The sequence below is a fragment of the Bradyrhizobium sp. SK17 genome (assembly GCF_002831585.1).
In the GTDB taxonomy this organism is placed as follows: domain Bacteria; phylum Pseudomonadota; class Alphaproteobacteria; order Rhizobiales; family Xanthobacteraceae; genus Bradyrhizobium.
In genome coordinates, this window is sequence record NZ_CP025113.1 from 3,192,303 (window position 1) to 3,218,571 (window position 26,269).

Consider the following 26,269-nt stretch of genomic DNA (forward strand, 5'->3'; position numbering starts at 1 on the left):
CATGGTGTCGTGTCTTTTCTTGTTAGTAACGCAGCGGCCAGTGCACCCAGGCCCGCTTGATGTCGTGCCAGGCGCCGACCAGCCCCCTCGGCTGGAAGCGCAGGAACAGGATGATGACGAGGCCGTAGAGCATGCTCTTCAGCTCCTGCGCGCCAGTCGTGAACGTTGCGTCCATCTGCGCGCTGAACAGGCTGAAGACGAGCCTGGTCGCCTCCGGCAGCAGCACGATCAGGACGGTGCCGAGCACCGCGCCGAGCGCCGAGCCGAGCCCGCCGACGATCAGGATCGCCAGTGCCTCGATCGAGAGCAGGAACGGAAAGCCCTCGACACTGACGAACGACAGATAGATGCCATACAGCGCGCCGGCGATGCCGGTGATGAAGGCCGAGGTGACGAAGGCGAACAGCTTGTAGGCATGCAGGTTGATGCCCATGACGCGGGCCGCGGTGTCGTTGTCCCTGATCGCAACGAAGGCGCGGCCGACCCGGCTGCGGCGGATGTTGAGGGTGGCGAGCAGCGTCAGCGCCGCGATGGTAAGGCAGAGATAAGTGAAGGCGGCGTCGCCATCGAAGTTGATGCCGAGGATCTCGGGCCGCTGCACCTGGATGCCGCGGGCGCCATTGGTGAGCCAGCGCATCTCCAGGATCACGGTGTTGATGATGAAGGAGAAGGCGAGCGTGGTGATGGCGAGATACAGCCCCTTCAGCCGCAGCGACGGCGCACCCACGATCAGGCTCGCCAGCGCCGGCACCACGCCGGCGCCGAGGAAGCCGACCAGCGGCGGCATCTGATATTTCGACACCAGCACCGCATAGGCATAGGCGCCGGTGACGAGGAAGCCGACATGGCCGAGCGAGATCAGGCCGGTGTAGCCGGTCAGGATGTTGAGCCCGAGCGCGCCGGTCACCGTGATCAGGATGATCATCAGGAACGACAGCGCGTAGGAGTTCAGCAGGTAAGGTGCCACGATCAGCGCCAGCAGCAGCACCGCGGACCACAGCCACACCGGCGGGGAATCGATCAGCGCAACCAGTTCGCCATAAGTCTGCTTGTAGTCGCCGGTCCGCATCACACCCTCTCGATGTCGCGTTCGCCGAAGATGCCGAACGGGCGGATCATCAGCACCACGATGATCATGGCAAAGCCCGCGACCTCCTTCATGCCGGAGCCGAGATAGCCACCGGCCAGGTTTTCGGTGATGCCGATCAGGAGGCCGCCGAGGCCGGAGCCCAGCACGGCGTCGAGGCCGCCCAGGATCGTCGCCGGGAACGCCTTCAGCCCGAGCTGGAACATGGCCGGCGACAGATCGTAGGACAGCGCGAAGAACACGCCGCCGATGCCGGCGATCACGGAGGACGCGGCCCAGGCCAGCGCATGGACCTTCGTCGCGCTGATGCCCATCAGGAGCGCGGTGCGGTCGTCGGCTGCGACCGCGCGCATCGCGACACCAATCTTGCTGTAGCGGAAGAACGCCCAGATCGCCGCGAGCAGCACAAGCAGCGTCGCGATCACGGCAATCTGGCCGGTTCGTACGCCGATGCCGCCGAGATGGACGATGCCGCGGCCCATGCCGAGTTCGAGGCCGTGCGGGTAGGCATCCCAGATGAAATTGATCGCCGAGCGCAGGATCACCGCGAGCCCGATCGTCACCATCACGGTTGCGAACACCGGCTCGCCCAGCATCGGCCGCATCACCAGCCGCTCGATGACGAGGCCGAGCACGACGGCCGCCAGGATGGCGCCTGTCGCGACAACGAACACGTTGCCGCTGACCGTGGTCGAGATGGTCCAGGCGATATAGGCGGTGATCATGGTCATCTCGCCTTGGGCGAAATTGACCAGGCCGGTCGATTTGTAGATCACCGCAAAGCCCATTGCGATCAGGCCGTAGATCGCGCCGATCGCAAGTCCCGAGATCAGGAGCTGGATGAGATACTGCATTCAGCCCTCCGCCTGGTAGATGATGGCGAGCTCGCGGGCGAACTTTTTCTCGATCATGGCGCGGCGTACCTTCTGCGTCGCGGTCAGCTCGCCGTCGTCGTGGTCGAGCTCCTTTTCCAGGATGGCGAAGCGGCGGACGTTCTCGACCCGGGCGAACCGCTTGTTGGTCTCGCCCACGATCCGCTCGACCAGCTCGTGCACTTCCGGCAGCTGCGACAGCGACTTGTAGTTGGTGTAGGCCAGCGCGCGGTCGCGCGCCCAGCGGCCGACATTGTCGTAATCGACCTGAATGATGGCGCCGAGATACTTCTTGGCCTCGCCGACCACGATCGCTTCCTTGATGAACTCGGAATCCTTCAATGCGTTCTCGATCTCCGACGGGGCGATGTTCTTGCCGCCGGCCGTGATGATGATCGCCTTCTTGCGGTCGACCACGGCGATCTCGCCATTGTCCAGGATGTCGATGATGTCGCCGGTGCGCAGCCAGCCGCCTTGTTCGAGCGAAGCGGTCGAGGCTTTCTCGTCGAGGAAGTAGCCCTTGAAGATACCGGGGTTGCGCAGCAGGATCTCGCCGTCGGTATCGCGCTTCCATTCGGTCTGCGGCAAGGGGATGCCGCAGCCGCCGATCCGGTGATGGCTCTCGGTCTGGATGAAGGCGACGCCGCCGCTCTCGGTCAGTCCATAGCCCTGCGACACCGGGCGTCCGATGATGTCGAAGAAGCGCAGCGTCTCCGGCGAGATCGAGGCGCCGGCGCAGAGCCGATGCCGGCTGGTGGCGAAGCCGAGATGGCGCTGCAAATTGCGGAACATCAGCAGATAGAGCAGGCCGAACGCGGCGCGGTCGAGCACGTTGGCCGTGCCGGCCTGCCGTCGGTCGGACAGCGCGCGGCCCCAGGCAAGGCACGCCCTGGTAAAGCCCTGCCGCAGCCTGCCGCTCTCGCCGAGCCGGAACAGGAAGCCCTGCTGAAGCTTTTCATAGATGCGCGGCACGCCGACGAAGAAGGTCGGCGCGATCTCGCGGATGTTGATCGCGACGGTGTCGATCGATTCGGCAAAGGAGACGGTGCCGCCGAGCACGAGATGCGTCACCGTGCCGTAGCAACGCTCGGCGACGTGGCACAGCGGCAGATAACTCACCGCCTCGAACGGCTTGTCGGCGATTCCGACGGTCTTGGCATAGGCATGGGCGGCGTAGACGAGGTTGCGGTGGGTCAGCATCGCGCCCTTGGGCGGCCCGGTCGTGCCCGACGTGTAGACCAGGATGCAGACATCGTCGGGCGCGCCCTGGCCGATCAGGCGGTCGAGGGTGGCGTTGGCCTCCGGGTTCTCCTGCGCATAGGTCGTGCCGCGCTCGCAGAGTGCTGCGAACGACATCAGCTCCGATTGGCGATAGTGCCGCAGCCCCTTCATGTCGATGCAGACAATGGCCTCGAGATCAGGCAGGCCGCCATTGTTGGCCATCGCGTCGAGCACCTTGTCGGTCTGCTCCTGGTCGCCGGTGACGACGATGCGAGCGCCCGAATGCTTGACGATGTATTGCAGCTCGACCCAGGGATTGGTCGGATAGATGCCGACCGCAACCGCGCCGATCATCTGGGTGCCGAGATCGGCGTAGAACCATTCCGGCGTGTTCTCGCCGGCGATCGCGATGCGGTCGCCGGGCTTGATGCCGAGCGACAGCAGGCCGAGGGCGACGGCGCGCGCCGTTTCGTAATAGTGCCGCCAGGAATACGGGTTCCAGATGCCGTAGTCCTTCTCGCGCAATGCCAGCGCCTCGCCGTGCATGGCGGCGCGCTGCCGCAGCAATTGCGGGATGGTGATGGCGGCATCCTCGAGCGCCGCCTGCAACGCATCGGTGGCCGCCGCCGGCGCGCTGCGCGCGGCGCTGGCCTGCAAGGGCGGATGAACGGTGCGATAACTGTCCAGCGTCGACATCACGCGCCCACCTTCATCGCTTCGGCGCGCTGGCCGCCGAGATAGGCCTCCGCGACCGCGGGATCGCGCCTGATCTGGTCGGGCGTGCCTTCGGCGATCTTGCGGCCGAAATTGAGCACATGGATGCGATCGGAGATGTCCATCACGATGCGCATCTCGTGCTCGATCATCACGACGGTGATGCCCAGCTCGTCGCGGATGTCGAGCACGAAGCGCGCGATATCCTCGGTTTCCTCCTGGTTCATGCCGGAGACCATCTCGTCGAGCAGCAGCAGCTTCGGTTCGCAGGCGAGAGCGCGGGCGAGTTCGACGCGCTTCTGCTGGCCATAGGACAGCGTGCCGACCACGGCATCCCTGATGTGCTCGATCTCGAGGAATTCGATGATGTGCTCGACGCGCTGCCGGGCCGCGATCTCTTCCTTGCGGGTGCGGCCGAAGAACACCACGGCGTCGAGCACGGTCGAGCGCAGATGGGTGTGGCGGCCGGTCAGGATGTTCTCGACCACGGTGCCGTGCTTGAACAGCGCGAGATTCTGGAAGGTGCGGCCGATGCCGACGGCGGCGAACTTCCAGGGCGAAATGGTCGCAAGGTCGATGCCGTCGAAGCTGATGCGGCCGCCGCTTGGCCGCAGCACGCCCGAGATCATGTTGAACAGCGTGGTCTTGCCGGCGCCGTTCGGGCCGATCACGCTACAGATCTCGCCGGAGCTCACCTGCAGGCTGACATCGGCGACGGCCTGCAGACCGCCGAAGCGTTTCGACAGGTTCTCGATCGCGAGCAGCGCGGTCACGACAGCCACCGCTTGCGGCGCTTGTAATGCTTGACGTCGCGCAGGCTCTTGCGTCCGGCGGACGAGACCCCGAGGTAGAATTCCTGGACGTCCTCGTTGGCCGTCAGCTTGCTCGCGGTGCCGTCGAGCACGACGCGGCCGGTCTCCAGGATGTAGCCGTAGTCGGCGATGTCGAGCGCGCGCTGCGCGTTCTGCTCGACCAGCAGCACGGTCATCTTCAACTCGTCGCGTAGGCGGACGATCACCTCGTAGATGCGGTCGATGATCAGCGGCGCGAGGCCGAGCGACGGCTCGTCGAGCGCCAGCAGCACGGGATCGGTCATCAGCGCGCGGCCGATCGCGAGCATCTGCTGCTCGCCGCCCGACATGTAGCCGGCGATCTGGTCGCGGCGCTCATGGAGCCGCGGAAACAGTGCGAACACCTTGTCGCGGCGCTGGCGCGCCTCGGCGCCGGTCCTGGTGTAGCCGCCCATCTGCAAATTCTCGTCGATGGTCAGCGCCGCGAACACGCGGCGGCCTTCCGGCACCTGCACGATGCCGCGGCGAACCAGCTCGTCCGGGGCCAGGCGATGCACCTCGTCGTTGCGGAAACGGATGCTGCCGTTCTCGATCACGCCTTCCTCGGTGTAGAGGATGCCGGACATCGCCTTCAGCAGCGTCGACTTGCCGGCGCCGTTGGAGCCGAGCAGGGCGACGATGCTGCCGTCGGGTACCGCGATCGAGACATCGCGGATCGCCTCGATCGCGTTGTCGTAGACGATCCGGATGTTGCGGAATTCGAGCAGCGCATCCGGCGCCGGCGTGGCCTGTGGCGCTGGCTGCGGCGTCGGATGCGGGACGGTGGTCGGCATCTTGCTCAGACCCGGCCGGCCGAGCGACGCGGGCGACCGGCGAGGATCGCATCGGTGACGATCTTGGCCGTTTCGGCGCAAGCCTGGGTGCCGCCATTGCCATACTGCTTGACGGCGTCGCCGACGCACCACAGGCCTTCGATGCCGGTTTCGCGCGGCAGGTCGTAACCGGCGCAGCTGCGTTGCGCCGGCCAGTCGTCCCGCATCACCCGGATCGACAGGATTTTGGCCTGGTCGAAATTGGCGAACTGCTCGCGCAGGTCTTCCAGCGCAAGTGCAACCTCGGCATCACCATCGAAATCGCCGAGCGCGGGCACCGGCACGGCATAGGCCACATAGAGGTGCCAGCCGGGCGGCGCCAGTTCGGGGCAGGTGGCGGAGAGGTTCGCCATGTTGCAGAGCCGGCGCGTCTTGCCGAAGGTGACGATGCCGGGATGGTTGATCAGCGGTTCGCGGCTCGCGACATTGATGACGATATTGGCGGCCGGGCGCAGGTCGTTCTTGACCTTCGCGATGTAGTCCGCCGGAAACGCCTCGCTGCCGGCCAGCGCGACAGTGGCCTTCGGACCCGCATTGCTGACGACGAGATCGGTATCGATCCGCACCTTCTCGCCGTTGCGCAGCACGGTGACGCCTTCGACCTTGCCGTTCGAGGTATGGATCGTCGTCGCCGGCGTGCCAAGCCAGATATCGCCATTGCGCCTGATCGCGCTGCCGAGGCTGTTCCAGACGCCGATTGTGCCCTGCGGGCAGAAGCCGAACTTCTTGAAGGCGCCCTTGCTGGTGAAATAGGTGAGGAAGGCGCGCGCCGGCAGTTCGGCAGCGTTGCAGGCGAAGATCGCCGCGCAGAGGTTGCGGAACAGCGCGTGCACCGTGGCATTGCTGGTGTAGCCCTTCAGCCAGTCCTCGGTCGATTGCCGTCCGTCGGGCAGATTGCCGGAGCGGGCGTCGGCGAATTTCTCCAGAATGCGCGAGGCCTGCTTGGTCAATTGCCCGAGCAGCAGCGACCAGCCACCACGGCCGACGTCGATCACCTTGCCGTCGATGAAGAACGAGCTTGCCGGCTCCGGCGCGCGGATGTCGAGCGGCGCGCCGACGGTGTGGAAGGTCTCCTCGAACACGCCACCGAACTCGATCGCGATCGCGCCGATATTGACCTTGAAGCCGTCGATCTCCTCGGTCGAGGCGCGCCCGCCGAGCCGATCCTTGTCGTCCACGACGAGCGTATGCAGGCCACCATGGGCGAGGCGCGCCGCGGCGCACAGCCCGCCGGCGCCGGCTCCGATCACGACAGCATCGACCTTATGAGCATCCACGCGCAGCCTCCCTCGATGCCGCCGGGTTGCTCCCGGCATGCGCAATCCACTTGCTTGATGACGGTCACGATAATATAATCCGACCGGTCGTTCAAATTATTTTTTGACGCAGGTCAATGATCCGGCTGCGTCGGGTAGATGAGTTCTGGTGGACGGTGCCCGCAAAGAGGAGGAGAGCGCGGCGGCAATAGTATAGAGAGACGGAAGCCGCCCGATTCCGGCGGCATCAGCGGTGGACGAGAGAGACGGGTATGGCGCGAACGCGCTCGGAAAATTACGACGAGATCCAGCGGGGCATCCTCACCACCGCCTGCGGCCTGTTCGCGCGCCAGGGCTACATGCGTGCCTCGATCGCGGACCTTGCAGACGCCTGCAAGCTGTCGCGCGGCGCGCTGTATCACTATTTCGACTCCAAGGAAGCGATCCTGTTCGCGATCCTCGATGCGCATATTCGCGAGATGATCGCGGATGTGGAGGTCGCGATGGCCGGCAAGGCGACGACGCTGGAGCAGTTCCGCGCCGCGATCCAGGCCATCGTCGCGCTCAACGCGCGCTCGAGCGACGAGCAGCGCGTCATCCTCAACGACCTCTCGTTCCTCGGCGAGACCGAGCAGGACGCGATCAAGGCGCTGGAGCGCCAGATCGTCGACACGGTCTCCGATCTCCTGGTCAAGCTCGACAAGGAGGGCAAGATCGTCCGGCGGACCAAGAAGATCTACAGCATGATGCTGTTCGGCATCCTGAACTTCAGCCACACCTGGTACGATCCGAAGGGCGGGATCGATCCGACCGAGTTCGCCGACATGGTGGTGGACCTGTTCCTTTACGGCTTTGCGATGCCGGTACCGGCGAAGGATGCTGCGCGGCCGCTGCGCCAGCGCGCGTAGGCTGGCGCATCTTGCAGCGGCGACGTCACTTTTGCAGGATGTGGACGTAGCAGACCGCGCCCACACCTACCATATGCGCCAGCCCGGTCCGCGCCCCCGCGTGCTGGCGTGCGCCCGCTTCGCCACGGAGCTGCATCACGATCTCGCCGATCTGGCCGATGCCGGTCGGGCCGATCGGATGTCCCATCGCGATCAGGCCACCGGAGGGATTGATCGCGCATTGCCCACCGATATCGAGCGCGCCGTCCTTCAGCATGCGAACGCCGTGCCCCTCGGGGCAGAGGCCGATGCTCTCGATATAGTGCAACTCCTCGACCGTGAAGGCATCGTGCAACTCGATGATGTCGAGATCCTTTGCCGTTAGCTTGGCCTGCGCCAATGCGAGGTCGGCGGTCTCCTTGGTGAGCGCCGCGTCGAAGCCGGCGCCGGGCGGATAGACCCGCTCGCTGCGGCCGACCGAGGCTATGGCGCGAATGGCGCGGCCGGCGTCGATGCCCAGTCTGCGAATGCCGTCCTCGGATGCGACGATGACGGCGGCGGCGCCTTCGCCGATCGGCGTGCATTGCAGCGCGGTCAGCGAGCCCGACACCCGCTTGCCGCCGAGCACCTCGTCGAGCGTGCGCTCCTGCTGCCGCTGCGCATTGGGATTCCTGGCGCCGTTACGGTGGTTCTTCACCGCGACCAGCGCGATGTCCTCGGCTGATGCATTGTGACGAACCGCGTATTCATTGGTCAGCAGTGCGAAGTGCGTGAAGGGGACGATGGCGTCTTCGGCAAGGTGGCCGATGCCGGTGTCCGAGCGCCGCACCGGGTTGCGCTTGTCGACGCCGACTGCCAACGCAACATCGGAGATGCCGCTTGCGACCTCGATGCAGGCATGCCGGAACGCAGTCGATCCGGAGGCCGACGCATTCTCGACATGCATCAGCGGGGCGCCGGTCGCGCCGAGATGGCGCAGCATCGGCCGCCCCGAGGCCATGCCGAGCAGCGCGGTTGCGACATAGCTCGATTCCACCGCCGGCCATTCGATGCGCGCGTCGGCGAGCGCGGCGCGGATCGCGGTGAGGCCGAGTTCCACATAGGGCGTCTCGCTCGGGTTCTGATAGCGATGCCAGCCGATGCCGACGACGTAGACCGGCCGCAGATCGTTGATTGATCGTGTCATGGCAAATCTCCGGATCAGTCAGGATGCATTGCTGAAGCGGAGATCGAGCACGGTCTCGCCACTCTCGCTCGGCACAGGGGTGAGCTTGCCGGTGACGCGTTGCCCCGGCGCAACCGGCGCGCTGTCGTCGGCCAGCAGGGTGCGGATGACAGGGCCGTCGTCGAGCGCGACCTTGACGATGGTGAAGGGAGCAGGACGGTTCTTGTCGGCGTGCAGGTGCACGGTTGCTTCCGCGAGCAGCGTGCCATTGGTCGACAGCTCGCAGGGCGTCAGCGCATCGCCATGGCTGCCGCAGCGCTCGCAGCCATGGGTCTGCATCGGGAAGAAGACGTATCCGCAACGGCAGCGTCCGCCCTTGAGGCGGACTGCCGTTCCGGCCTGGTCACGCAAGCCCCCGGAATAGAGACCGGGTTTCAACAGCTTGTCTCGGTGCATGGTTTCCTCCAAAGAAACTTGTTGACTGACCAACAAACATTATTCTAGCTTGAATGCAAGCAAGAAGTCGCCGCACGGCAACAGGGAGCGAAGCTGAATGGCACGAGCAGTTCGAAGCGCGCCGGAATCGCGAGACGAGGCGCCTGTGTCCCGGCGGACGCAGGGTGAGCGCCGCGATGAAGCGGAGCGGCGGATCCTTGAAGCGGCCGCGCTGATCGTCGCTGAAAACGGGCTCGAGGCGATCACGCTGGCGGAGGCGGGTGCGCGTGCCGGTTACAGCCGCGGATTGCCGTCGCACTATTTCAAGACCAAGGCGGATCTGCTGTCGGCGCTCGGCGCCTACATCATCGATTCCTTCATCGCCGATCGCCGCGCCGCGTCGCCGGAACTGACCGGTTATGACGGCCTGATCGCGTCGTTCAAATACTACTTCGTGATGCCGGCCCGGACGCCCGTCATGGCGCGCGCGTTTCACGCCGTGCTGGCCGGCGCGCTCACCGTGCCGCCGATCACCGCCACCGTCGCCAAGCTCAACCGCGAAACGCGAGGCGAGATCGCCGCGGGTCTCAAGGCGGGAATCGCCGCGGGCCGGTTGCGCCCCGACATCGATCTGGAAACCGAGAGCGCACTGATCCTCGCAGGCCTGCGCGGGTCGGTCGCGCAGTGGCTGGTCGATCCCGAGGGCGTCGATCTCGAAGCCATCAGCGCGCGCTTCATTGCGACCGTCGAAGGAAGGCTGGCGAAATGAGCATTGTGCCCAACAGCGTCGAGTATTGGGCGGCCGATCGTCCCGATGACATCGCCTTCATCGAGGGCGATCGCCGGCTGACATGGTCAGAGCTCAACGATGCGGCGAACCGCGTCGCGCATGGCCTGGCCGCGCGGGGCGTGGCCGCCGGCGACATCGTGGTGCTGCGGACCCAGATCCGGATCGAGTGGCCGATCCTGAGCGAGGCGATTGGCAAGCTGCGCTGCTCGTTGCTCGGGCTCAACTGGCGGCTGACGCCGTCGGAGACGCAATATGTGCTGTCGAACAGCGGCGCCACGGTCGTGGTCTGCGACGACGAGGATCCGTCTGCCCTGACATCAGCCTTCGAGGGCTTGCCGATCAAGCTCGCGGTCGCGATCGGGGCCGCAGCGCCGGGCTTCGTCGCATTCTCCGATCTTCTCGACGCCCCGGCCGAACCGGCGATGTTCAGCGCGGGCCGGCCGCCGCTGATCCTCTACACGTCAGGCACCACCGGCCTGCCCAAGGGCGTGGTCTCGGTGTTGCAGCCGGGCGTGCAGATGGACGCGCGCACCAGCGAGTATCTCTCCGACGTGGCGTCGACCCGGCGCGGCCAGCCCGGCGGCGTGTCGCTGCTGACGTTGCCGCTGCACCATGGCGCCGGCCCGTCGCAGGTCTGGGGCGCGATCCAGCTCGGCAATCCGACCATCATGATGCGGCGCTTCGATCCCGAAGCAGCGCTGCGTCTGATTGCGACGCATCGCGTCACCAACTGGACCGGCGTTCCCACCATGTACAAGCGCCTCGCGGCGCTGTCGAAGGACGCGCTCGACGCCTACGACGTGTCGTCGATCCGCGCACTCTCGGTCGGCGCGGCGCCGGTGCCCTACGAACTGAAGCGCTGGATCATCGGCTATTTCGGCGATGGGGTGCTCGGCGAAGGCTACGGCGCCACCGAGGTCGGCATGATCAGCTTCCTGCCGCCGGACATGCAGCAGCGCAAACCCGGCTCCAGCGGCCGTCCGCACCAGCATGTCGAGATCAGCATTCGCGACGCCGAGGGGCGGGAGCTGCCGCGCAACCAGACCGGCGAGATCTGGATCAGGACGCCGGTGACGATCCGCTCTTATCTGAACGGCAAGCCGCTCGGACCCGATACGCGGGACGCCGATGGATATTTTCGGGTCGGCGACGTCGGCCTGCTCGACGATGACGGTTATCTCTTCATCACCGACCGCGCCAAGGACATGATCATTGCCGGTGGCGTCAACATCTACCCGGCCGAGATCGAGGCCGCGATCCTCGGGCACCCGGACGTGCAGGACGTCGCTGTCATCGGCATCCCCGACGATGAGTTCGGCGAGCAAGTCAAGGCGTTCTGCGAGCTGAAGCCGGGCCACGCGGTGGACCAGGCCGCAATCCTCGATTTCTGCCGCGACCATCTCGCGTCCTACAAGCGGCCCAGGACGCTGTCGATCGTCGATGAACTGCCACGCAACACCATGGGCAAGCTGCTCAAGCGCGAATTGCGCGAACCCTACTGGAAGGGACGGGAGAGAAACGTATGAGTGATATCCTCGATCTGAACGGCAAGGTGACGCTGGTCACCGGCGCGGGCCAGGGTGTCGGGCGCCAGATCGCGCTGCACTTCGCCGCGCACAAGGCTGCCGGCGTCGTCGTCAACGACTACTTCCTCGATCGCGCCGAGCAGGTCGCGCGCGAAATCAACGCCGCCGGCGGCAAGGCGATCGCGGCGCAGGCCGACGTCACCGATCTCGCGTCGGTGAGGGCGATGATCGGCCAGGCCGAACGGGCCTTCGGTCCGGTCGACGTTCTCGTCAACAATGCCGGCAATGCCGGCGCGACCCCCGATCCCGACGCGCGCAAGCCGTTCTGGGAGACCGGCCCCGAAGTGTGGAACAGCTTTATCGGCGTCAACCTCTACGGCGTCATCAACTGCGCTTCGGCCTGCATCCCGCAGATGATCGAGCGCAAGGGCGGCCGCATCGTCACCATCATCTCGGATGCCGGACGTGCCGGCGAAGCAGGCCTCGAGGTCTATTCGGGCGCGAAGGCGGGCGCCGCGGGCTTTACGCGCGCGGTCGCTCGCTCGCTCGGCCGCCATAACATCACCGCGAATTGCGTGGCGATCGCCGCCACCCTGACGCCAGCGATCGAGGCGCGGCTGAAGGCCAATCCCGAGATGCAGAAGAAGATGATGGAGAAATACGTCATCCGCCGCCCGGGCCTGCCGTCCGACGTCGCCAACATGGTGCTGTTCCTCGCCTCCGACGCGAGCGCGTGGATCACCGGCCAGACCTATCCGGTCAATGGCGGCTTTACCTTTGCATTGTGAGGCGCATCGATGACCACTGAAAGCGAACAGGTCGTTCTGACCGAGCGGCGCGGCCATATCCTCGTCGTCACCCTGAATCGTCCCGAGGCGCGCAATGCGTGCAATCTCGCGCTCGCGCGCGGCATCTCCGATGCAATGGATGTGCTCGATGCGGAGGATGGACTGTTTGTCGGCGTCATCACCGGCGCAGGCGGCAACTTCTCGGCCGGCGCCGATCTCAAGGCGGTCGCGCGCGGCGAGCGTGGCGTCACCGAGCGCGGCGGCTTTGGATTGTTCCGCCGGCCGCCACACAAGCCATTGATCGCCGCGGTCGAGGGTTATGCCGTCGGCGGCGGGCTCGAGCTTTGCCTGTCCTGCGATCTGATCGTCGCCGCGCGTGACGCCAAGATGGGATTGCCGGAAGTCAGGCACAATGTCGTCGCCGTCGGTGGCGGCCTGTTCCGGTTGCCGAAGCGGATTCCCTATCACGTTGCGATGGAGCTGGCACTCACCGGGCAGTTCAAGGGCGCGGAGTATTTCGAGCGCCTGGGGCTCGTGAACCGGATCGTCGAACCCGGAGAGGCGCTCGAGGCAGCGATCGCGTTCGGCAACGAACTCCTCGTCAACGGTCCGACGGCGCTCGCCGCCTCGAAGGAGATCGTCTTCCAGGCCGCGAACTGGACCGATGAAGCGGGATGGACCGCGCAGGCGCCGATCGCGGACCGCGCCTTCAATTCCGAGGATCGCGTCGAGGGGCTGAAGGCATTCGCCGAGAAGCGCAAGCCGGTGTGGAAGGGGCGCTGATCATGCAGGCGGCTGCCCGCCCGGGCGCGATTCCGGTTGCGATCGCGGAGCGGCTGCGGCTGCCGTTGATCGCAGCCCCGATGCTGCGCGTATCCGGGGTCGATCTGGTGACGGCGGTCTGCCGGGCCGGCGCGATCGGCGCGTTTCCGACCGCGAATGCCCGCTCGGTCGAGGAGCTCGATGCCTGGTTAGACCAGATCGAGCGCGGTGTCGCGGAGCTCGGCCGTCCGGCCGCGCCGCATTGTCCGAACCTCATCATCCGTCAGCCACGCTTCAAGGACGATCTCGGCTGCCTCGTCAGGCACAAGGTCGAGATGGTCATCACCAGCGTCGGATCGCCAGCGGCGGCGGTCGCGCCGCTGCACGATGTCGGCTGTCTCGTGTTCGCCGACATCGCCTCGCTGCGGCATGCCGAGAAGGCGATCGAGGCGGGCGCTGATGGCTTGATCCTGCTGACCGCAGGTGCCGGTGGTCAGACCGGCTGGGCCAATCCATTCGCCTTCGTGCGCGCGGTGCGCGCGATGTTCGACGGTCCGCTCGTGCTCGCGGGCGGCGTCAGCGACGGCACCGCGCTCGCCGCGGCGCGACTGCTCGGCTGCGATCTCGCCTACATGGGAACGCGCTTCATCGCCGCACGCGAGAGCATGGCGAGCGAGGCCTATCGCAAAATGCTGGTCGACAGCACGCTCGACGACGTCATGCTGACCAGGGCCTTCACCGGCCTCGATGCCAGCATGCTGCGGCCTTCGATCGTTGCCGCGGGGCTCGATCCCGCAAATCTCGACGAGCAGGTGTCGGAGGCGCGCGCACGCGAGAAGTTCGGCGGCAAGAGCGACGCGGAAGGACCGCGGCGCTGGATCGAGGTCTGGAGCGCCGGCCATTCGGTCTCCGGCGTCCGCGCAGTGACGGGAGCTGCCGACATCGTCGACGAGGTCGCTGCGCAGTATCAACTGGCCTGCGCAAGAGGCGCCGCATAAGGCGTCCAATCCAACGGAGGAAACCCATGATGACGATCAGCCGCAGAACGCTGCTCGGGACGACGGCGGCCGGGTTCGCGGCGTGCATTGGCGGCAAGGCATTTGCCGGCGCGTCCTATGATCCCGGCGCCAGTGACGCGGAAATCCGCATCGGGCAGTTCGGACCGCTCAGCGGTCCGGTGTCGTCGTTCGGCGTGCTGGCCAATGCGATGGACGCCTATTTCCGCATGCTGAACGACGCCGGCGGGATCAACGGCCGCAAGATCAGGTTCATCAACTATGACGATGCCTACAGCCCGCCGAAATCGGTCGAGGCGGCGCGGCGGCTGGTCGAGGGCGACGAGGTGCTGTTCATCGCGGGCGCGATGGGAACGCCGGGCAACATCGCCGTGCAGAAATACATGAACGCGCGAAAGGTCCCGCAGCTGTTCCTGGCGGCCGCCGCCAGCAAGCTGTCGGACCCCGCGGTCAATCCGTGGACGATGGTTGGCGGGACCACCTACGAGATCGAGGGCGCCGTCGTCGGCCGCTATATCGCAGGCACTTTCCCGGACGCGAAGATTGGCCTGCTGTACCAGAACGACGATGCCGGCAAGGCAACGCTGTCGGGTCTGAAGACCGGCCTTGGCGCCAGGACCGCGCAGATCGTCTCCGAGCTGAACTACTCGGTCGGCGATCCGACGATCGATTCCCAGATCGTTCAGATGAAATTGGCGGGCGCCGACGTGGTGTTCCTCATCACCATTCCCAAGATGGCGAGCCAGGCGTTGCGCAAGATGGCGGCGCTGGAGTGGCGGCCGCAGGTGTTCCTCGGCGCCGGCAATGCCTCGGTGCGCGCGACGCTGAAGCCCGCCGGGTTCGAAACCGCGCAGGGCATCCTCGCCTTCGCCACCCGGAAAGATCCCGGCAATCCGCTCTGGGCCGATGCGGCCGACATGAAGCAATACATGGCGTTCCTCGATCGCTACGTCCCGAACGCCGATCGCGCCGATGATCTCTATGCGATCGGCTACACTGTTGCGGCAACCGCCGCTCACGTCATCAGCCAATGCGGCGATCAGTTGACGCGCGCCAACGTCATGCACCAGGCGAGCAACCTGAAGACCTTCGCGGCGCCGCTGCTCATCCCCGGTATCACGCTCAACACGACGCCGACCGACTATGTGCCGATCAAGCAGTTCCAGCTGATGCGGTTCAAGGGCGAGGCCTATGAGAAGGTCGGCGAACTGCTCACCGCGGCCTGAGGCGGCTTCTCCACCGTTCGGTGGTTAACCGAGCCTTAACCAGGCAGGACGCGCGTCGCGCGGTCTGGAACAGGACAATTCGTCGCAGCCAACCGTGTCTTGTCACTCGAATCCGATGAGCCTGTGCAACCGTTGATTGACGAATTGTTGCTAAAGAGAAACCGTCCCCGGTTGGGAGCGGAATGTGACGAAGTCAGTGATATCGACGATCTGCCAGGCCAGCGTTGCTCTTGCCTGTCCGTCGAACCGCGCACCCGACATTTTCAACCGTCCCGCATTTCTTAAGCTGATTGCAGTTCCCGCACCGTGGCTGGAGTGGGAGGGCGGCCGCGACCGCGATCTCCGGTGGTGACCCCCGGAGCGCGATCGGGCCGCCCCTTTCCAGCCGGGAGCGGTAACGGTGGATGCGCGCAATCGTGAATTCGGACGCGCAGGTTCCATCGCTAGGATCGCAATGACGCCATTTGCCGATGGCTGAACGGGTCCGCCTGCGGATCAAATTGCAACCTCATCCCGATTTCACTCTTGATGAAGCAATGGTTCCCCGTCCGGATCGCGGTCGCCCTGCTTGCCGTCGTTGCTAGCGCGCTCGTGGTGGCACGTGCGGATTCCGACATGGATGCGCAGATCAGGGACATCGTCGCGTCAGAGCTTGCGCCGACCGCGACCGCGGCCGATCCCGGCGGCCTCGCCGCAGCGGTCTATGCCGGCGGCCGGCTCGCGTTCTTCAACTACGGCGTTGCCGACGCCGCGACGAAACGACTGGTCACCTCGGACACGCTGTTCAGCCTGGCCTCACTGCGCAAGCTGTTCGAGGCGACGCTGGTCGCGCTCGGCACCGAGCGGGGCGAATTGCAGCTGGACGAGCCCGTCAAGAAGTATCTGCCCGAGCTGCACGGCGAGTACATCAGCCGCGTCACCATTGGCGAACTCGTTACCCATACGTCGGGGCTGTTGCTGCCGACCGATCATCCGCCATGGCCGAACGAGACCTTCAGCCGCGACCAGTTCATCGCGATGCTCAATGCATGGACGCCACCGGCCGGCGAGCAGCCCGGCAAGCAGCGCATCTACAGCCATGCCGGCTATGTGCTGCTGCAATTGGTGCTGGAGCGGCGCTACGGCATGCCGATCGCGACGCTGATCGAGAGCCGCATCCTGAAGCCGCTCGGTATGACCTCGACCTTCGTTCCGGATCGCGGCGAGGACAATCGCGCGACAACGACGCCCGAGATCGTGCAGCGCATGGTTCAGGGCTATTCCCACGACGGCGCGCCGATCGGCCCAATCGGCAACCAGCAGAGCTACTACGATTTTCCGGGCACCGGCCAGATGTTCTCCTCGGCCCGCGATCTCGGCATCTGGCTGCGCGCCTGCCTCGACGACGCTGTGATCGATCCCGAATTGCGCGCCGCGTTGCAGATGACCGAACGCGAGAGTTTTCGCGTCGATGCGAAGTTCGGCCAGGCGATGGCATGGGAGCACGTGCGGCTGGACGGCGTCACCGTCATCGACAAGCCGGGCGGGCTGAACAATGCCTCGGCCTATGTCGGCCTGGTGCCCGCGCGCAGGCTTGGCATCGTGCTGCTCGCCAATCGCGGGGAGTATCCGCACGAGATTGCTCGCTACAGAATACTGCCGGCACTCGCGCGGCTCTGACCAAACCCCGGTATTCTAGCGACAATGCGTGCCAATCCGATGACATTGCCCGGCAGGGGGAGCATGCAAAAATTGCGATGGCGCGTAACCGTGATCGGCTGTATAAGCCAGTAGCTTCTTCTCCATGTTGAAGAGGCTGATATGACCGTTCTCTATCCTGATCTGCACGCTCCTGATTTGCATGCTTGGCTTTCGCAGCAGCCGCACGGCTTGCGGACCTTCAGGACCTTCCAGCAAAAACTCGAGACCTTGAGCAAGGACGACCCCGAGCAACGCGGCGTTTGCCGGCTGCTGAGCGGTCTCGTCGGCAACTACGTCGAAACCTTTGATGAGGAGCCACTGCCGGTCGCGGTCGCCGACCGTGCCTATGGCCGGCTGCTCGACCTCGTCGCAAGCCTTGATCTCAAGGGCAATTCCGATCGCCGTCTCGCCGACATCAACCGCATCGCGTCCTGCGATCTGGTGAACTGACTGCGGCTGATGCTTTGGGTCTAGCGGCGCGCTGCCGCGAGCTCGCGATAGAGCGCGGCGTAACGGCCGGCGCGATCGTGCCACGAGACATCGGTGGCCATGCCGGCTTGCTGCAACCGGCGCCAGGTCACCTTGTCGTTGAACAGCAGGTTCGCCGTGCGCAAGCCATGCGCGAGCGCCTCCGAGGTCACCGGTGCGAACTTGACGCCGGTTGCGGCCTCGCCGGTCACCGCGGCCTCGTCGAAGCCGATCACGGTGTCGGCCAGTCCGCCGACATTGGCGACAACAGGGATCGCGCCATAGCGCAGCGCGCAGAGCTGGGTGAGGCCGCAGGGTTCGAAGCGCGACGGCACCGCGAGCGCGTCGGCGCCTGCCTGGATCAGATGCGCCAGCGCCTCGTCATAGCCGATCACGACCGCGATCCGGCCGGGATTGTCGCGCGCCAGCGCGGCATAGCCATCCTGCAAATCGCGGTCGCCGCTGCCGAGCAGCGCGAGCTGGATGCCTTCGCCGAGCAATGTCGGAATATTCTCCAGCAGCAGGTCGAGACCCTTCTGCCATGACAGCCGGCTGATGACGCCGAGCAGCATCGCGTCCGGCACTGGATCAAGCCCGAAGCGCCGTTGCAACGCCGCCTTGTTGGCCGCGCGCTCGGCGAGATTGTCGGCGCTGAAGCGCGCTGCGATATCGGCATCGGTGGCCGGATTCCACACCGCGACGTCGATGCCGTTGAGGATGCCGCTCAGCACGTCGGCGCGTTCGCGGAGCAGGCCGCCAAATCCCATGCCGCCGTCGTCGCTCTGGATCTCCCGCGCATAGGTCGGCGATACCGTGGTGATGCGGTCGGCGAATTGCAGGCCGGCCTTCAACAGGCTGATGGTGCCGTAATATTCGACGCCGTGAAGCGAGTAGGCCTCGCCGGGCAGGCCGAACGTCGCCAGCATGTCCGGCGAGAACTGTCCCTGATAGGCAAGATTGTGCACAGTCATCACCGTGCCAGGCCTCGGCTGCCCGCCATAATGCAGATAGGCCGGCGCAAGGCCGGCCTGCCAGTCATGTGCATGCACGATGTCCGGAATGAAAGACGGGATCGCGCCCTGGCCGATTTCGGCCGCCATTCGTGACAGCGCCGCGAAGCGAATGCCGTTGTCGGGCCAATCCCGTCCGTCGGAATCGACATAGGGATTGCCAGGGCGTGCATAGAGATGCGGAGCGTCGAGCGCGAACAGATCGAGGCCGTCATGCGAGCCGGCGAGCAGGCGGATCGGGCCGCCGTAGAACTCCGGCCATTGCAGCAGCGTCTCCGCGGAAGCCAGCGCCGTGAGTACGGCGGGATATCCCGGCACCAGCGTCCGCGTCGTGACGCCATGCTCTTTCAGCGCCGCCGGCAGCGCGCCGACCACGTCGGCAAGGCCGCCGGTCTTGACGATCGGGTAGACTTCGGAGGCGACCGCCAGGACGCGGATCGGCGTCATGTGCCGAGCCTGTCGATCATCGACTGGGTGATCAGCGTGATCCCGTTCTCGGTGGTGCGGAAGCGTTTGCCGTCGAATTCGGGATCCTCGCCGACCACCAGCCCTTCCGGAATCCGCACGCCGCGATCGATCACGACGTTCCTGAGCCGCGCGCCGCGCCCGACATTGACATAGGGCATGATCACCGCGTTCTCGACATTGGCGTAGGAATTGACGTGCACGCCGGTGAACAGCAGCGACCGGCGCAGCGACGCGCCCGAGATGATACAGGCACCCGAGACCAGCGAGGTCACGGCCTGGCCGCGCCGGCCGTCCTCGTCATGGACGAACTTGGCGGGCGGGGTGATCTCGGCATAGGTCCAGATCGGCCATGCGCGGTCGTAGAGATCGAGTTCGGGCACCACGTCGGTGAGGTCGATGTTGGCGCCCCAATAGGCGTCGACGGTGCCGACGTCGCGCCAGTAGGAGCGCGGATCGTCGCCGGAGCGGACACAGGAATCGTTGAACTGGTGCGCGACGGCGCGACCGTGCTTGACGATGTAGGGGATGATGTCCTTGCCGAAATCATGGTTGGAATTCGGGTCGGCGGCATCGCGGCGCAGTTCATCGTACAAAAACTGCGAGTCGAACACGTAGATTCCCATGCTGGCGAGCGACTTGTCGGGCTTGCCGGGCATCGGCGGCGGATCGGCCGGCTTCTCCAGGAAGGACTGGATCACGCCGTTGTCGTCGACATGCATGATGCCGAAGCCTGAGGACTCCGCGCGCGGCATCTCGAGGCAGCCGACGGTGACGTCGGCGCCGCTCTCGACATGCTGTTTCAGCATGATCTCGTAATCCATCTTGTAGATGTGGTCGCCGGCCAGCACCAGGATGTACTTGGTGCCGTGCGCCTCGAGGATGTCGATGTTCTGGTACACCGCATCCGCCGTGCCGAGATACCAGTTGGTTTCCGAGACGCGCTGGCTCGCCGGCAGGATATCAAAGCTCTCGTTTCGCTCCGGGCGGAAGAAGTTCCAACCACCTTGCAGATGCCGGATCAGGCTGTGCGCCTTGTACTGGGTCGCCACCGCGATGCGGCGGATGCCCGAGTTCACCGCATTGGAGAGCGCGAAATCGATGATGCGGGACTTGCCGCCGAAATAGACGGCAGGCTTGGCACGCTTGTCGGTGAGCTCCTGAAGTCTGCTGCCGCGTCCGCCGGCCAATACATAGGCGAGAGCGTGACGCGACAATGGTTCATTTCCGACGGATCTCATGGTCATCCTCCCAGAACTTCAGGCGTGCTACCGCTTCAGGCTGGCCCCGCTACCTTCTCTTGTCCGGAAGGCCTGATCGGGCGCCAACGGGGCCGATCGGGAACGTAGCAAGTGCGCCCCGGTTGAGCAAAGCGGGATGACGGTTTTCGTTCCCCGGGTTTCGCCTCCCGGGAAGCGGGGTTGCGACTTGGTTAAATCTATTGACGACGCGCGATTTCGGCCTAGAGCAAGCCTGCGCATTTTTCCTGCCCAGGCCGGCATCTCATGACAGTTTCTTCCGTCACCCCCCAGGACATCCGTTCGGCACTGCTGCTGCGCCGGGAGATCGCGCTGCTCGACGTCAGGCACGAAGCGGAATTCGCCACCGGCCATCCGCTGTTCGCCGCCAACATGGCGGCCGGCCGGATCGCGCTCGAAGCCGAGCTGCGCCTGCCGCGCAAGGACGTGCCGATCGTGCTCTATGACAATGGTGAGGGACTGGTCACTGCCGCGGCCGAGCAGTTGCGGGCGCTCGGCTATGGCAACATTGCGACGCTCGCCAGCGGCTTGCAGGGCTGGAAGGCAGCCGGCTACGAGGTGTTCGCGGACGTCAATTCCTACGCCAAGGCATTCGGCGAACTGGTCGAGGCACGGCGCCACACCCCGTCGCTCAGCGCCGACGAGGTCGCAGCGCTGATCTCCGCCAAAGCCAATATCGCGATCCTCGATGTCCGCCGCTTCGACGAATATGCCACCATGAACATTCCGGGCTCGGTCAGCATGCCCGGCGCGGAGCTGGTGCTGCGCGCCGGCAGCGCCGCGCCCGATCCCGACACCACCATCATCGTCAACTGCGCCGGCCGCACCCGCTCGATCATCGGCACGCAATCGCTGATCAATGCCGGGCTGCCCAACAAGGTGCGGGCGCTGCGCAACGGCACGATCGGCTGGACGCTCGCGAAGCACGATCTCGAACACGGCGCGGAGAAGCGCGGCGGTGTCGGGCCGTTCGCGGGCGCCGCGGATAACGCGCGCGACGTCGCCTATCGCGCCGGCGTCCGTCACATCGGCATGGCCGAGCTCGCCGCGCTGGACGGCGACGCACACCGCACGCTGTATCGCTTCGACGTGCGCGATGCGGACGACTACGCCGCCGGTCATCTGGCCGGCTTCCGGCATTATGCCGGCGGCCAGCTGGTGCAGGAGATCGACATGGCAGCCCCGGTGCGCGGCGCACGCATCGTGCTGACCGACGACAAGGGCATCCGCGCCGACATGACGGCGTCCTGGCTCGCCCAGATGGGTTGGGAGGTGTATGTGCTCGAAGGTGGCTATGACGGCGCGCTCGAAGTCGGGCCGCCGCGCGTGGTGCCGCGGCCCGATCTCGCGCATCGCTACCGGCGGCCCTATGAAGGCACCGATGTCGCGGAACGGGCGATGCAGGCCTATCTCGATTGGGAGTACGGCCTCGTCGACCAGCTCCGTCGCGACGGCACGCACGGGTTTTATGTGATCTGAGCGGCGCGCGGCCCGGTTCATGCGTCGCGGCTATTCCCGTCATTGCGAGCCAACGGGTCGCGCGAACGCGCGCCCGATGACAGGCTCCGCGAAGCAATCCATGTCACCGCATATGCGGCAAGATGGATTGCTTCGTCGCTGTCGCTCCTCGCAATGACGAGGCTGGTTCCCTACTTCGGTAGCGCGACCGGCGTCAGCTTGAACGAGCCGGGGTCCTTGCCCTTGTTGTCGCCGATCAGGTAAGACAGCTTGCCTTCGGCGATCCAGCCGACGTCACCGATCTGCGTCACGGAGACGGGCTCGGCAAGACCGTCCTTGATGGTATCGATCGTCGCCTCGTTGCCCTTCACCGTGACCTTGTCGAGCTTGCCGTTGCCCTCGATCAGCAGGAAGTCGCCGCCATGGGCGCGCAGCGCATCGGCGTGATCGAGCGGCCGCGACGGCTTCAGCTCGGTCACGGCACCGGCCTTGCCGTCCTTGACCTCGATCTTGAACAGCTTGGCCGGAATGAAGGTCGTGACATAGAGATTGCCGTCGGCGCCGATCGCGATGCCGTCGAGCCCGACGCCGTCCTTGGCCGGTGCGAGTTGCGGATCGGTGGCGAAGGTCGCAAGCGCGGTGCCGCCCGGCTTCAGGCTGTAGACGTACGGCGCGAAGGAATCGCTGACATAGGCGGTGCCGTCGGCGCCAACTACGATGTCGTTGCAGAACGATTTCGGATCGCTCAGGGCAAAGCTGCCCTTTGGCGCGCCGCTCTTGAGATCGAAGGTTTTCAGCCAGGCGCCCTTGGTGTCGCTCGGTCCTGCGACGCCCATCGCGCTGATGTCGTTGGAGCAGACATAGAGCGTCCCGCTCTTCTCGTCGGCGAGCACGCCCAGCGTCGAGCGGCTGTCGCCGGCGCCCGGCTTGACCAGCTGCTCGGCCTTGCCGCCCGAGATCTTGGTCACCCCGCCATGATTGAAGCTGCCGACGTAGAGCGTCCCGTCGGAGGTCGAGGTCACGCTCTCCGGAAAACTCTTGTCAGGAACGCCCACCGGAGCGGTTTCGGCGCGGGCCGCGCCGGCCATGCCGAGCGCAAGGATGGCAGCCGCAGCGCTTGCGAGATTCTTGTTCTTTCGCGTTTTCTTCACGCGAACCGGTATCCACTTCGCTCGAAAACGCTCCAGTGCGGCGCGGCGGATCTCGAACGTCTCTCCCGTTGCGCGCGGACGGCCCGCGTCGCCTTTGTTTTTTATCATGATCGCGTTTCCTCAATGAACCTGGTTGGACCAGGCAGGATTGTGAGGCGATCGTCTCCGGCCGATGGTTGTTGTGTGCAGGGTTCCCGGCCGGATTGTCACCGCCTGCCTTGTCACCTCGATATATACGATAGTATATAGCGAGAGGGAAGCTGCGATGGCAGGAGCGCGCGCCATGCAACGGGAATTGGTGTCGCGGCGCCGATGCATGTGCTGCGGTGGCGTCATCGATGGGCTCGCTGACGATGAGGCGATCGAATTCGACGCGCGCATCGGCTTGTTTACCGACGAGTGCGCATTCGTCTGCAACAACTGCACCGCAAGCCTGATCGCGGCGCGGCGCAGACAGGAAACAGTGCGGCGGAAGTAGCGCGAAGATGACCGATCTCAGTCCGGGCTGAACGCGTCGTACACCAGCTTGCGGAACGCGGGTGTGATGCGCTGGCGTTCGTTCTGGGTCTGCTCCAGCATGATGTAGATCATGTCGAGTTTCGGATCGACGCCGAAATAGGTGCCGCTGCCGCTGTCCCACTTCAGCTCGCCGATCGAGCCGGGTGGCGGCGGCTTGGCGATGCCGGGATCGGTCCGCACCGCGATGCCGTAGCCGTAGCCGAAGCCGTCGCCGGGGAAGTACCAATAGTCGCGGCCGACACCGGAGCCCGGCCCGATATGGTCCGTCGTCATGTCCTTGAAGGCGGCCGGACTGAGATAGCGTTTGCCGTCGAGTTCGCCGCCATTGAGCAGCATCTGCGCGAAGCGCGCATAATCGAGAATGGTCGAGACCAGGCCGCCGCCGCCGGACTCCCACTCCGGATGCGCGCGCCGCTCGGTTTCGGAGTCGATCAGGATCTTGTCGGAGGGCAGCGGTTCCGCCAGCCGCGTCCGTTCGGCTTCCGCATCGAGCACGTATCTGGTGTCGTTCATTTTCAGGGGATCGAAGATCCGCTCCTTCTCGAACTGATAGAGCGACTTGCCCGAGACGATCTCGATCACCCGGCCGAGCACGTCGGTCGAATGACCGTAGCGCCACAATGTCCCGGGCTGCCGCGACAGCGGTAGCTTGGCCAGCCTGGCCGTGAACTCCTTGTTGTCGAACTGTCCGTCGAACAGATGTCCCGCGCGATAGAGTTTCTGGACCCAGTCGGCGCCGATATATTCATAGGTGATGCCCGAGGTGTGCCGCATCAGGTCCTCGATCGTGATTGGACGGATCGGCGGCACCAGCTCGAGCTTGCTCAGATCGTTGCCGCCGTCCGGCTCGATGCCGACCTTCACGTCGGCGAACGCCGGAATGTATTTCGACAGCGGATCCTGCGGCGACAGTTTGCCGTCAGCGACCAGCATCATCGCGGCGGTGTTGGTGACGGGCTTGGTCATCGAGCGCAGCGAGAACATCGTGTCCAGGCGCATCGGCGACTTGGTCGTGACGTCGCGATAGCCGAAGGTCTTCAGATAGACCGGCTTGCCGTGTTGCTGGATCAGGATGACCGCGCCGGGAATGCGACCGCTCGAGACCTCGGCGTCGAAGAACTCGGTAATGCGTTCGAGTTTTCCCGGCGACGGGGCAGGGACGTCGGAGCCACGCGCGGCGCCCGATGTGACAAGTGCAAGACACAGGATCGCGGCCGTTGCCGCCCGACGCGTCCGCATCGCGATATGGACTGCTCGATCAAATCCGGACGACATTGGAACGCTGCCCCTGTCTGATGCCCTTGAGCGCCTAAGCGTGGCGAGAGCGCTCCCGCGCACCATAATCTTCTTTGAGCGAGTTTATTCCTTAACGAAGGTCGAAAATTTATACAATTTGCGTGGCGCCGACCGGCGTCCGCACGGCATTCGACAGCACCTGCAACGCCTGGCTCAACTCGGCGCGGTTGCGCGCGGCGCCGAGCGACACCCGGAGGCCGCGGGGCGCGGCTTCTCCAGCCGCAAAGGCGTCTTCGCCGACCACGGCGAGGCCATTGCGCATCAGATGCGACAGCAGGTCGGTGCCGTCGAAATGCTTCGGCAGGGGCATCCAGAGATGGTGGCTCGCCGGCCGCGCCGCGTAGGCCACGCCCTTGAGGAAGCGCGCCGCAAGCTGCTGGCGGGCAGCCGCCTCGTTGCGGATGGCACGGATGATGTCGGCGGCAACCCCCGAGCGTAGCCATTGCGTGACCAGCGCCACCATCAGCGATGGCGGCATCTGCATGGTGGCCTGCATGCCGGCGCGCATGCGCTGCTCGGCGCTCGCATCGGGCGCCAGCAGATAGGCCACGCGCAAGGCTGGCGCGATGCATTTCGCGATGCTCGCGGCATAGTAAGTGTGCTCGGGAATCAGGGTCGCGATCGGCGCCATCTGCGGCTCGAGCGGGCCGTAGACGTCGTCCTCGATCAGGACGCAGCCGCGCTTCCTGATGATATCGGCGATCGCCTTGCGCCGGGCCGGCCCCATCGTCGCCGTGGTCGGGTTCTGCTGCGTCGGCACCAGATAGACCGCCTTCGGCTTGTGCTTGCGGCAGGCCTCGTCGAGCGCGTCGGGCCGCGCGCCCTCAGTATCCATCGCAACGCCGACCAGGCGGACGTCGAGCCGTGCCGCCGCGGCCTTGATGCCGGGGAATGTCAGCGCCTCCGTCAGCACGACGTCTCCGGGCGACGTCAGCGCCAGCAGGGCGTTGAAGATGATCGCCTGCGAACCCGGATAGATCACGATGCGATCGGCCGATGCGTCAGGTACGCGTGGCGCGAGCCACGCCGCGCCGACCTCGCGTTCATCCGCGGTGCCGCCGGGACGGGTATAGCCGAGATAGGCGGAGAACCCGGCCTCGGAGCGGATGGTCGCCAGTCCCTGCGCGATCCGCAGGTCGAGATTGGCCTCGACCGGCTGTGGCGGCAGGTTCATCGACAGGTCGATATTGACCGGCGTGGGCAGGTCGGACGCCGCGCGCGCGGTGGTCTCCGAGACGAAGGTGCCCTGGCCGACGCGGGCGTCGAGCAGTCCGCGCCGCCGTGCTTCGCCATAGGCGCGCGTCACCGTGGTGAGGTCGATGTCGAGCGCGGTCGCCAGCGCGCGATGGGTCGGCAGCCGCTGGCCGCGGACCAGCCGGCCGCTGGCGATATCGGCGGCGAGCGCATCGACGATGCGCAGGAACATCGGGCCGTGCCATTCCGAAACCGTAGGGATCCAATCCATGCAATTCGACGCTTTGTCTTTGATTGTATGCTCTTGAATCCATATTGTATGGATCATCAGATCAGGTCAAGGACAACAGCCAAAGGAAGA

Annotated in this window: 24 protein-coding genes; 11 read left to right on the top strand and 13 right to left on the bottom strand. The window is 65.4% G+C overall.

Annotated elements, in window-relative coordinates:
• Nucleotides 1-22: 22 nt before the first annotated feature.
• Genes CWS35_RS14915 through CWS35_RS14940 form a run of 6 tightly spaced genes read right to left on the bottom strand, consistent with a single transcriptional unit; the run spans nucleotide 23 to nucleotide 6,834 of the window.
• A complete protein-coding gene (locus tag CWS35_RS14915) occupies nucleotides 23-1,069 on the bottom strand; it encodes a branched-chain amino acid ABC transporter permease (RefSeq protein ID WP_100952332.1) in 1,047 nt (348 codons plus the stop codon).
• Nucleotides 1,069-1,941 carry a branched-chain amino acid ABC transporter permease gene (locus CWS35_RS14920; protein WP_100952333.1) on the bottom strand — a complete coding sequence of 291 codons (873 nt, stop codon included), beginning with the start codon at nucleotides 1,939-1,941 and terminating at the stop codon, nucleotides 1,069-1,071. The genes CWS35_RS14915 and CWS35_RS14920 overlap by 1 nt, the downstream gene beginning before the upstream one ends.
• The gene (locus tag CWS35_RS14925; protein WP_100952334.1) at nucleotides 1,942-3,876 is read right to left on the bottom strand and encodes a long-chain fatty acid--CoA ligase; all 1,935 of its coding nucleotides are present in this window, start codon (nucleotides 3,874-3,876) and stop codon (nucleotides 1,942-1,944) included.
• Nucleotides 3,876-4,667 (bottom strand): ABC transporter ATP-binding protein, encoded by a 792-nt coding sequence (locus CWS35_RS14930; protein ID WP_100956359.1) that lies wholly within the window; start codon nucleotides 4,665-4,667, stop codon nucleotides 3,876-3,878. Before CWS35_RS14930 ends, CWS35_RS14925 begins: the two co-directional genes overlap by 1 nt.
• Entirely contained in the window at nucleotides 4,664-5,518 is an 855-nt protein-coding gene (locus tag CWS35_RS14935) for an ABC transporter ATP-binding protein (protein WP_100952335.1), read from the bottom strand. The genes CWS35_RS14930 and CWS35_RS14935 overlap by 4 nt, the downstream gene beginning before the upstream one ends.
• 5 nt (nucleotides 5,519-5,523) lie before the next feature.
• Nucleotides 5,524-6,834: an NAD(P)/FAD-dependent oxidoreductase gene (locus CWS35_RS14940; RefSeq protein ID WP_245438968.1), complete on the bottom strand. Its 1,311-nt coding sequence runs from the start codon at nucleotides 6,832-6,834 to the stop codon at nucleotides 5,524-5,526.
• Nucleotides 6,835-7,085: 251 nt separating this feature from the next.
• On the opposite strand from CWS35_RS14940, the gene CWS35_RS14945 reads away from it, so the two are divergent.
• Entirely contained in the window at nucleotides 7,086-7,721 is a 636-nt protein-coding gene (locus CWS35_RS14945; protein ID WP_024580562.1) for a TetR/AcrR family transcriptional regulator, read from the top strand.
• Between the two features lie 25 nt (nucleotides 7,722-7,746).
• Here CWS35_RS14945 and CWS35_RS14950 read toward each other — a convergent pair whose 3' ends face one another.
• Complete coding sequence (locus tag CWS35_RS14950; RefSeq protein ID WP_100952336.1) at nucleotides 7,747-8,886, bottom strand: thiolase family protein; 1,140 nt, start codon at nucleotides 8,884-8,886, stop codon at nucleotides 7,747-7,749.
• Nucleotides 8,887-8,904: 18 nt separating this feature from the next.
• Nucleotides 8,905-9,321 carry a Zn-ribbon domain-containing OB-fold protein gene (locus CWS35_RS14955; protein ID WP_157817147.1) on the bottom strand — a complete coding sequence of 139 codons (417 nt, stop codon included), beginning with the start codon at nucleotides 9,319-9,321 and terminating at the stop codon, nucleotides 8,905-8,907.
• A gap of 145 nt (nucleotides 9,322-9,466) precedes the next feature.
• Between CWS35_RS14955 and CWS35_RS14960 the strand changes: the two genes are divergently transcribed.
• The 8 genes from CWS35_RS14960 (at nucleotide 9,467) to CWS35_RS14995 (ending at nucleotide 17,538) form a co-directional block, all read left to right on the top strand.
• Nucleotides 9,467-10,069 carry a TetR/AcrR family transcriptional regulator gene (locus CWS35_RS14960; protein ID WP_024580565.1) on the top strand — a complete coding sequence of 201 codons (603 nt, stop codon included), beginning with the start codon at nucleotides 9,467-9,469 and terminating at the stop codon, nucleotides 10,067-10,069.
• Nucleotides 10,066-11,616: a class I adenylate-forming enzyme family protein gene (locus CWS35_RS14965; protein ID WP_100952338.1), complete on the top strand. Its 1,551-nt coding sequence runs from the start codon at nucleotides 10,066-10,068 to the stop codon at nucleotides 11,614-11,616. Before CWS35_RS14960 ends, CWS35_RS14965 begins: the two co-directional genes overlap by 4 nt.
• Nucleotides 11,613-12,404: an SDR family NAD(P)-dependent oxidoreductase gene (locus tag CWS35_RS14970; protein WP_100952339.1), complete on the top strand. Its 792-nt coding sequence runs from the start codon at nucleotides 11,613-11,615 to the stop codon at nucleotides 12,402-12,404. The genes CWS35_RS14965 and CWS35_RS14970 overlap by 4 nt, the downstream gene beginning before the upstream one ends.
• A gap of 9 nt (nucleotides 12,405-12,413) precedes the next feature.
• Entirely contained in the window at nucleotides 12,414-13,187 is a 774-nt protein-coding gene (locus CWS35_RS14975) for a crotonase/enoyl-CoA hydratase family protein (RefSeq protein WP_100952340.1), read from the top strand.
• A gap of 2 nt (nucleotides 13,188-13,189) precedes the next feature.
• Nucleotides 13,190-14,164, top strand: coding sequence for a nitronate monooxygenase family protein (locus CWS35_RS14980; protein ID WP_245438969.1), 975 nt, complete (start codon nucleotides 13,190-13,192; stop codon nucleotides 14,162-14,164).
• Between the two features lie 29 nt (nucleotides 14,165-14,193).
• On the top strand, nucleotides 14,194-15,408 hold the full coding sequence (locus CWS35_RS14985; RefSeq protein ID WP_100956366.1) for an ABC transporter substrate-binding protein: 1,215 nt from the start codon (nucleotides 14,194-14,196) through the stop codon (nucleotides 15,406-15,408).
• A 528-nt stretch (nucleotides 15,409-15,936) separates the two neighbouring features.
• Nucleotides 15,937-17,067 carry a serine hydrolase gene (locus CWS35_RS14990; protein WP_100952341.1) on the top strand — a complete coding sequence of 377 codons (1,131 nt, stop codon included), beginning with the start codon at nucleotides 15,937-15,939 and terminating at the stop codon, nucleotides 17,065-17,067.
• A gap of 141 nt (nucleotides 17,068-17,208) precedes the next feature.
• Entirely contained in the window at nucleotides 17,209-17,538 is a 330-nt protein-coding gene (locus CWS35_RS14995) for a hypothetical protein (RefSeq protein WP_100952342.1), read from the top strand.
• A gap of 20 nt (nucleotides 17,539-17,558) precedes the next feature.
• On the opposite strand, the gene glgA is transcribed toward CWS35_RS14995, so the two are convergent.
• Together glgA and glgC are read right to left on the bottom strand one after the other, a co-directional pair.
• Entirely contained in the window at nucleotides 17,559-19,013 is a 1,455-nt protein-coding gene (glgA, locus tag CWS35_RS15000; protein ID WP_100952343.1) for a glycogen synthase GlgA, read from the bottom strand.
• Nucleotides 19,010-20,272: a glucose-1-phosphate adenylyltransferase gene (gene glgC / locus CWS35_RS15005; RefSeq protein ID WP_024580573.1), complete on the bottom strand. Its 1,263-nt coding sequence runs from the start codon at nucleotides 20,270-20,272 to the stop codon at nucleotides 19,010-19,012. Before glgC ends, glgA begins: the two co-directional genes overlap by 4 nt.
• Before the next feature lie 264 nt (nucleotides 20,273-20,536).
• On the opposite strand from glgC, the gene CWS35_RS15010 reads away from it, so the two are divergent.
• On the top strand, nucleotides 20,537-21,769 hold the full coding sequence (locus CWS35_RS15010) for a rhodanese-like domain-containing protein (protein WP_100952344.1): 1,233 nt from the start codon (nucleotides 20,537-20,539) through the stop codon (nucleotides 21,767-21,769).
• A 170-nt stretch (nucleotides 21,770-21,939) separates the two neighbouring features.
• On the opposite strand, the gene CWS35_RS15015 is transcribed toward CWS35_RS15010, so the two are convergent.
• Entirely contained in the window at nucleotides 21,940-22,899 is a 960-nt protein-coding gene (locus CWS35_RS15015) for a hypothetical protein (RefSeq protein ID WP_244442176.1), read from the bottom strand.
• Nucleotides 22,900-23,164: 265 nt separating this feature from the next.
• Between CWS35_RS15015 and CWS35_RS39000 the strand changes: the two genes are divergently transcribed.
• Nucleotides 23,165-23,377 carry a hypothetical protein gene (locus CWS35_RS39000; RefSeq protein WP_157817148.1) on the top strand — a complete coding sequence of 71 codons (213 nt, stop codon included), beginning with the start codon at nucleotides 23,165-23,167 and terminating at the stop codon, nucleotides 23,375-23,377.
• A 17-nt stretch (nucleotides 23,378-23,394) separates the two neighbouring features.
• On the opposite strand, the gene CWS35_RS15020 is transcribed toward CWS35_RS39000, so the two are convergent.
• Together CWS35_RS15020 and CWS35_RS15025 are read right to left on the bottom strand one after the other, a co-directional pair.
• Nucleotides 23,395-24,657 (bottom strand): serine hydrolase, encoded by a 1,263-nt coding sequence (locus tag CWS35_RS15020; protein ID WP_245438971.1) that lies wholly within the window; start codon nucleotides 24,655-24,657, stop codon nucleotides 23,395-23,397.
• Between the two features lie 145 nt (nucleotides 24,658-24,802).
• Nucleotides 24,803-26,179, bottom strand: a complete 1,377-nt coding sequence (locus CWS35_RS15025; RefSeq protein WP_100952345.1) for a PLP-dependent aminotransferase family protein — start codon at nucleotides 26,177-26,179, stop codon at nucleotides 24,803-24,805.
• Between the last annotated feature and the right edge of the window lie 90 nt (nucleotides 26,180-26,269).

Coding starts and splice junctions, on each gene's coding strand:
- CWS35_RS14945 (WP_024580562.1), top strand. CDS start 7,086: ATGGCGCGAACGCGCTCGGAAAATTACGACGAGATCCAGCGGGGCATC.
- CWS35_RS14985 (WP_100956366.1), top strand. CDS start 14,194: ATGACGATCAGCCGCAGAACGCTGCTCGGGACGACGGCGGCCGGGTTC.
- CWS35_RS14965 (WP_100952338.1), top strand. CDS start 10,066: ATGAGCATTGTGCCCAACAGCGTCGAGTATTGGGCGGCCGATCGTCCC.
- CWS35_RS15020 (WP_245438971.1), bottom strand. CDS start 24,657: ATGCGGACGCGTCGGGCGGCAACGGCCGCGATCCTGTGTCTTGCACTT.
- CWS35_RS15025 (WP_100952345.1), bottom strand. CDS start 26,179: ATGGATTGGATCCCTACGGTTTCGGAATGGCACGGCCCGATGTTCCTG.
- CWS35_RS14915 (WP_100952332.1), bottom strand. CDS start 1,069: ATGCGGACCGGCGACTACAAGCAGACTTATGGCGAACTGGTTGCGCTG.
- CWS35_RS14925 (WP_100952334.1), bottom strand. CDS start 3,876: ATGTCGACGCTGGACAGTTATCGCACCGTTCATCCGCCCTTGCAGGCC.
- CWS35_RS39000 (WP_157817148.1), top strand. CDS start 23,165: ATGGCAGGAGCGCGCGCCATGCAACGGGAATTGGTGTCGCGGCGCCGA.
- CWS35_RS15010 (WP_100952344.1), top strand. CDS start 20,537: ATGACAGTTTCTTCCGTCACCCCCCAGGACATCCGTTCGGCACTGCTG.
- CWS35_RS14950 (WP_100952336.1), bottom strand. CDS start 8,886: ATGACACGATCAATCAACGATCTGCGGCCGGTCTACGTCGTCGGCATC.
- glgA (WP_100952343.1), bottom strand. CDS start 19,013: ATGACGCCGATCCGCGTCCTGGCGGTCGCCTCCGAAGTCTACCCGATC.
- CWS35_RS14935 (WP_100952335.1), bottom strand. CDS start 5,518: ATGCCGACCACCGTCCCGCATCCGACGCCGCAGCCAGCGCCACAGGCC.
- CWS35_RS14920 (WP_100952333.1), bottom strand. CDS start 1,941: ATGCAGTATCTCATCCAGCTCCTGATCTCGGGACTTGCGATCGGCGCG.
- CWS35_RS14980 (WP_245438969.1), top strand. CDS start 13,190: ATGCAGGCGGCTGCCCGCCCGGGCGCGATTCCGGTTGCGATCGCGGAG.
- CWS35_RS14970 (WP_100952339.1), top strand. CDS start 11,613: ATGAGTGATATCCTCGATCTGAACGGCAAGGTGACGCTGGTCACCGGC.
- CWS35_RS14955 (WP_157817147.1), bottom strand. CDS start 9,321: ATGCACCGAGACAAGCTGTTGAAACCCGGTCTCTATTCCGGGGGCTTG.
- CWS35_RS14990 (WP_100952341.1), top strand. CDS start 15,937: ATGAAGCAATGGTTCCCCGTCCGGATCGCGGTCGCCCTGCTTGCCGTC.
- CWS35_RS14975 (WP_100952340.1), top strand. CDS start 12,414: ATGACCACTGAAAGCGAACAGGTCGTTCTGACCGAGCGGCGCGGCCAT.
- glgC (WP_024580573.1), bottom strand. CDS start 20,272: ATGAGATCCGTCGGAAATGAACCATTGTCGCGTCACGCTCTCGCCTAT.
- CWS35_RS14995 (WP_100952342.1), top strand. CDS start 17,209: ATGACCGTTCTCTATCCTGATCTGCACGCTCCTGATTTGCATGCTTGG.